The 1,871-nt window shown below is 61.7% G+C and carries 1 protein-coding gene; it reads right to left on the bottom strand.

All coding sequences use genetic code 11. The annotated features are described in order from the left end of the window. Window positions 1-80: 80 nt before the first annotated feature. Window positions 81-1,697 carry an inorganic phosphate transporter gene (locus ACW9I6_RS32215; protein WP_008432964.1) on the bottom strand — a complete coding sequence of 539 codons (1,617 nt, stop codon included), beginning with the start codon at window positions 1,695-1,697 and terminating at the stop codon, window positions 81-83. Between the last annotated feature and the right edge of the window lie 174 nt (window positions 1,698-1,871).

The raw sequence follows: 1,871 nt of genomic DNA, 5'->3' as shown, positions 1-1,871 counted from the left end.
GCGGAGTGTCAGTCAATAAGTCTGTGACTGAGCCACCGCATTCGCGAGCAAGCCCGCTCCCACATTTTTATCGGGTTGTGTCAGAACAATTGGGTGAATAGCCAGTACAGGCTACCCGATAACAGAATCGCCGCCGGCAAGGTCAGCACCCAGGCCATCAGCAAGTTGCGGATGGTCTTCATCTGCAAGCCACCGCCGTTCGCCACCATGGTCCCGGCCACACCCGACGACAACACATGGGTGGTGGACACCGGCAAGCCATACATGTCTGCCGCGCCGATGGTCAGCATTGCCACCATCTCGGCGGATGCGCCCTGGGCGTAGGTCAGGTGGGTCTTGCCGATCTTCTCGCCCACCGTCACCACGATACGTTTCCAGCCGACCATGGTCCCCAGCCCGAGGGCGATGGCCACGGCGATCTTGACCCACAGCGGGATAAACCGTGTGGCGTTGTCGATCTGTTGCTTGAACAGTTGCAGCTTGTTCTGGGTGTCGGCGTCGAAGTTGCCGACCTTGCCCTTGTCCATCAGGCGGATGGTTTCGCTGGTCAGGTACATGTCGTTACGCACGTTGCCCACGGCCTCGGCCGGAACGGCGGCGAGGGAGCCGTAGCTCTTCACTTCCTCACCGATATGCCCGGTGATGGCCGCCAGGGCGGGCACCAGTTCCGGGGTGGCTTCCTTGGTGCGTACGTAGGTCGACAAGGTGCCGCGAGAGTCGGCGGGAGCCAGTTGCGGCGCCGCTTTTACCAGGGCTGCCTGGGTGACTTCGGCCACCGCGGCAAACTGCAACGACTCACCGGCCGGCATGGTGCGGTTCAACGCGTAGGCCATCGGCAGGGTGCCCACCAGGATCAACATGATCAGGCCCATGCCCTTCTGGCCATCGTTGGAACCATGGGCAAACGACACACCGGTGCAGGTGGCGATCAGCATGCCGCGAATCCACCACGGCGGCGGGGTATCGCCTTTCGGCGCTTTGTACAGCGAGCGATTTTTCACGAAGGCCCGCAGCGCCAGCAACAGCAGGGCAGCGAAGGCGAAGCCGATCAGCGGCGACAGCAGCAGCGCATAACCGATCTTGATCGCCTGGCCCCAGTCCACACCGCTGGTGCCGTCGCGGCCATGCATCAGTGCGTTGGCCACGCCCACGCCGATGATCGAGCCGATCAAGGTGTGGGACGACGACGCCGGCAACCCCAGCCACCAGGTGCCGAGGTTCCACAGGATCGCGGCGATCAACAGCGCGAAGATCATCGCAAAGCCGGCGGAGGAGCCGACCTGCAAAATCAGCTCTACCGGCAGCAGGGCGATGATGCCGAACGCCACCGCGCCGCTGGATAGCAGCACGCCGAGGAAGTTGAAAAAGCCCGACCACACCACCGCGAAATGCGGTGGCAATGAGTTGGTGTAAATCACCGTGGCCACCGCGTTGGCGGTGTCGTGGAAGCCGTTGACGAACTCGAAGCCCAGGGCGATCAACAGCGCCACGCCCAGCAGCAGGAACGGCGTCCAGGTGGTGACCACCGTGCCCAGCTCGTGCATGTCGTGCATCAGGCTGTAGGCGGTGAACAACAGGCCCATGGCGAGTACGGCAAAGAAAATGATCACCGTCACCAGGCCGGGTTTTTTGTCCAGGCGCGGTTTGGGATCGTTGGTGACGGAGGCGGTGGAGGCGGTCAGCGAAGGGGTTGCCATGCCGGAACATCCAGTGTTGAGGGAGGATATCCGTCATGATCGTTGCAGAATGTTACAGAGATGCTGCGGTAAATCAGTGTTTAGGGAATTGAAGTTGCCGCCGGTCTATAAAACACCGCCGATAAAATGTGGGAGCTGGCTTGCCTGCGATAGCGGTGTATCGGTCACCACCAC

The sequence above is a fragment of the Pseudomonas sp. SDO5522_S412 genome, assembly GCF_054071215.1.
This window is presented reverse-complemented; position numbering and strand designations above follow the sequence as displayed.